The 4,115-nt window shown below is 52.6% G+C and carries 2 protein-coding genes; both read right to left on the bottom strand.

The window, feature by feature from the left end:
- A partial coding sequence (locus tag VF260_10750) for a DUF5695 domain-containing protein (GenBank protein ID HEX7057655.1) occupies positions 1–2,230 on the bottom strand: 2,230 nt, incomplete at its 3' end.
- Between the two features lie 297 nt (positions 2,231–2,527).
- Positions 2,528–4,115, bottom strand: a 1,588-nt coding sequence (locus tag VF260_10745) for a beta-L-arabinofuranosidase domain-containing protein (GenBank protein HEX7057654.1), incomplete at its 5' end; no start/stop codon positions are given.

Genomic DNA, 4,115 nt, shown 5'->3' with positions numbered 1-4,115 from the left:
CGTCGGCGCTCAGAATCTTGATCGCCCCGAACAAACCGAGATCCGCTTCCCCTGTCATCCCTCTCCAGCCATTAAAAAGCGGTCCGCCGTCCAAACCCAGGGCGCCGTAATTGCCCTTCATCGCCTGGTACGTCCAGGAAGCCGCGCCGATATCAGCCGCATCGGAACTGATCTGTCCGGAATTGATTGCGCCTACGTTCGCGATTTTTGCCGCGTAAGACAACCGCTGCTCGACCTCCGGATTTGCCGAATGGTTCCGCACCCAATCATCCATCGCGTACCCGGCCAGCGAGGTCGTATATTGGAATTGCCACCATGGTTCGCCGTTTATCGTAACGGGATCGGCGTAAAAGTACCAAACCGGCATTTGCCCGCGCGCAGCGCGCGTTTTAAGATTGATCTTGCTTTTGATCGCCGTGTTGTTGTTCATTTTGGCAAGCGTGTAAACCGCCTCTTCGCCCGTATTGTCATAGTTGTACTCCGATCCGTACGGATAGGTCATGCCGGCAAAATTGTTGTATTTTCTTGCCATTTTGGCGATGACATCATTCGCTTGCGAAGTAAATCCTTCATCCTGCAGCGCTTTGATGAGTTCGGGCGTCGTCATTTCGCCCATAAGCCCGGTATTCCAGTTGTATGCGACCTGACCGTCGTACAACGCTTTAAAGATGTTATAGGCCCGCAGCAAATAGGTGTTCTTCGGGTGAATATATGAGACCAGGTTGGGATAAAGCTTGGCGATTTTATACATGCTGAAATACGTATTGTAAATGTGCGGATAAGCATATCCCCGGTAGGTTGGCGTGGTGTTCGGTTCTGCCATCAGAAAATCGTGAATCAGATAATCGGAGTGGTTGTTTTTCATCAAATTGGCCCAGATCGCCGTCTCCAGATATTGATCAACGGCGGTAATTTCCGCTGCGACCGGAGTGAGCACATTTTTCTCGGCCAAAAACTCGCCGTGCGTATACCCCCAATCGTCGCCCCAACCCCAATATCCGTAAAACGCATTGCGCTTCGCATTATTTTGCATCATCCAGTCGTCAAACACTTTATCCCGAATATCGCCGGGCACATTCCATTGCTGCTTTTGCACCATGAAGGTGGCATGCCGCTGCAACGCCGCGTCGATAGACTCGATCGCGTAAAATTGCAGCACCGTTTTCTCGCCGTCGCCATAATAGACGGTAATGTTGTTCTGACCGAGATGATTCATCGTCAATTGATAGATTTTGTGGTTCGTTCCCGTAACTCCGAGCGGGGTGATGGTCGTCTCCCCGGGATATTGGGCGGCGACGGAAGTAATTGTCTTTATGGTATGCAGATCGAATTTGGCAATTTGGTCGGTCGGAACGATCATGCCGGGCACAACCGTAACATCGACCAGACCTTCGCTGTACAACCGATCTTTTACTTCCTGATCGTTCGCCACTTTGAAAAATTTGAACGCGTACGTTTTGCTCGCGCCCGGCGCCAAAATGAGGCTGGTATTCGGCAAGTAGCCACGGTTGGTGCTCTTGATGACATTGGAATGAATGTAATAAACGCTCAAACCTTCAATCCAGCCACCCTGATCGGCCGCCCACATGCTGCCGGGATGGTCCTGAATCCGCCAGTTGTCCATATACTCGAATCCGGCTCCTGTGCTTGCATCCGGAACCATCAACAGAAACGGGCCGATGCCGCTGGGCCTCATCACTGTAATGTAAGAGCTGTTGTTGCCGATAAACGAGTGCGTCACAACTCTCGTTTCGTAAATTTCCTCGTTGTTGCCGCCCGTCCAATATTCGTTGAACGGAAGCGGAAGGCCAAAGTCCCCGATCTCCAACGTTTGGCTGCTCGTATTTGTGACCTTAATCTGCCACCGCAGGGAGCCGTTCGCCAACGAATAGGACTCGTCCACCCGGAAATTGCGGATGCCCTCCGCGTTGCCGGAATTTTGATAGGTGATATTGACCGTATTGCCGGATTGGCTTTGCACGCGGACATCGCCTGATTTGTTGGTCCATGCTTTCGTCCAGGCGCCGTTGTTCAACCGGTAGGTAAACATCAGCTCGCCGAGCCACTGGTGGTCTGAAGTGTTTTGCTTCGGCGCGTTCGTTGGATTCATGACATAATTGGTGGGGAACGTATCGCCGCTTATGCGCAAGGAGTTGATTTCGCCGTTAGCGCCCGTGGTGACGCTAAAATTCGCGTCCGACATCGAGTAGGCGAACACATTGCTTGGCATGAGCAGAAAGCAGATTGCTATCAGTGTAAAAAAACACGCTGCGATCAAGATTCTTCGCAGACTTAATTCCCATGATGCCGGGAAATTGTCCAGCTTTTCCATCATCCTAAATTCCTCCTTTAAAATGGGCTTACGGAAATTCCGCAGATTGCAGCAGTCTCTCTACCTCCTCCGATTCGCAATTGCGTCGCGGCCATTTTCACCTCCTATGGGCCTGTTTCTGTTGTAATATATTGAAGCGCCCGTTACAATGCAGTCATATTTCGCTTCAAAGTAAAGGGCGCAACAATCGCCAATTTATGAAATCCATACCCTCATTTCCCCAACTCCGCGGTTTGCCCAGGCGAAGTAGGGGATTAGCTTGATCTTAACCGGCACCGTTTTCTCCGCCGCATCGCTGCGGTACAGCTTTTCCCGCCACTGTCCGTCCGCTTCGAAGCGTTTCCCCTGCGCTGTCAGCACTTGCACTCCGCCAAGCAGTTCCTTGTCAAAAGCGGCGCGCACTTCACCGTCGGGCGGCAATATGATGCGATGCAGGTTTTCGCCGTTATCCGCTTCTTCCATGCAATACACGAACGGTCCGCGTTGCAGCGCGGTTTTTCCCGCCGTCTGGCGAATATGCGGGTGCCCTTTCATCCGCAGCACCGGCATGGAGAATGCGACGTCAACCGTATCTCCCGGCTGCCACGTCCGTTTTACCAGCGCATACCCGTCCGCCAAGTTTTTGGCGGACAATTCGTAAGGCGCGCCGTTAACCCAAATTTCCGCCTGATTCGTCCAATCCGGAATCCGCAAGGCCAGCGTATAGTCGGCAGGGCGATCCATCGTGAAAACAAACCGGCTTTTGCCGTTCCACGTATAATCGGAATTTTGCCGCAAGCGAATCGTCGCGTTGCCAAAATTCCATTCCGTTTGGCCGCCAATATAAAGATGGCAGTATATCGTATCGCCTTTTGTCGAATATACGTATTGCCCCAGCGATGCGAGCAGCCGCACAATATTGGGAGGACAGCAAGCGCAACCGAACCAGCCTTGCCGCTCCGGCTTGACATGGTTGTAGATGGCGTTTTTTCCGATGGCGTTTGGGTAAACCTCAAGGGGGTTCACATAGAAGAAGCGCTTCCCGTCCAGCGATATTCCGCTCAATACCGTATTGTAAAGCGCCCGTTCCATTACATCGGCATATTCGCTTTTCGGCTCGATGCATAACATGCGCTGGGCAAAGAAAATCAGTCCGATCGCCGCGCACGACTCCGAATACGCCGTATCATTCGGCAAATCGTAGTCGAACGTGAACGACTCGCCGTATGATTGCGAACCGATTCCGCCGGTGATGTACATCCGGCGGCTGACGATATTCCGCCACAATTTTCTGCTGGCTTCCAACAGGGCGGCATCTCCGGTTTCAGCCGCCACATCAGCCATGCCCGCACCCATATACACAAGCCGCACGGCATGCCCGACCGCTTGCTCCTGCTGTCGTACGGGCAGGTGCGATTGGTTGTACGCATGGTCGTGAATCATCGTCAAATCGGGAAAATGCACAGTCCTGCCCCGCTTCTTCCATTCTTCCAAAAAAAAGTGCGGCGTTTGTCCCCGTTCGTCCAGGAAAAAGCGGCTTAGCCGCAAATATTTGGCGTTATTCGTCACATGATACAATTTCACCAAAGCAAGCTCGATCTCTTGGTGCCCGTCATAGCCTTTCAGTTTTTCCGGCTCCGGTCCGAACACGCTGTCGATATGGTCGGCAAATTTGCACGCCACATCCAGCAGTTTGCTTTTGCCCGTCGCCCGGTAATACGCAACTGCCGCTTCAATCAGATGCCCTGCGCAATAAAGCTCGTGGCACTCGCACAAATTTGTCCACCGCGCGCCGGGCTCCTTT

Source organism: Bacilli bacterium, from assembly GCA_036381315.1.
Taxonomy (GTDB): domain Bacteria; phylum Bacillota; class Bacilli; order Paenibacillales; family KCTC-25726; genus DASVDB01.
The sequence above is the reverse complement of the archived record's forward strand: the minus strand, read 5'-3'. Positions and strand labels throughout refer to the sequence as shown.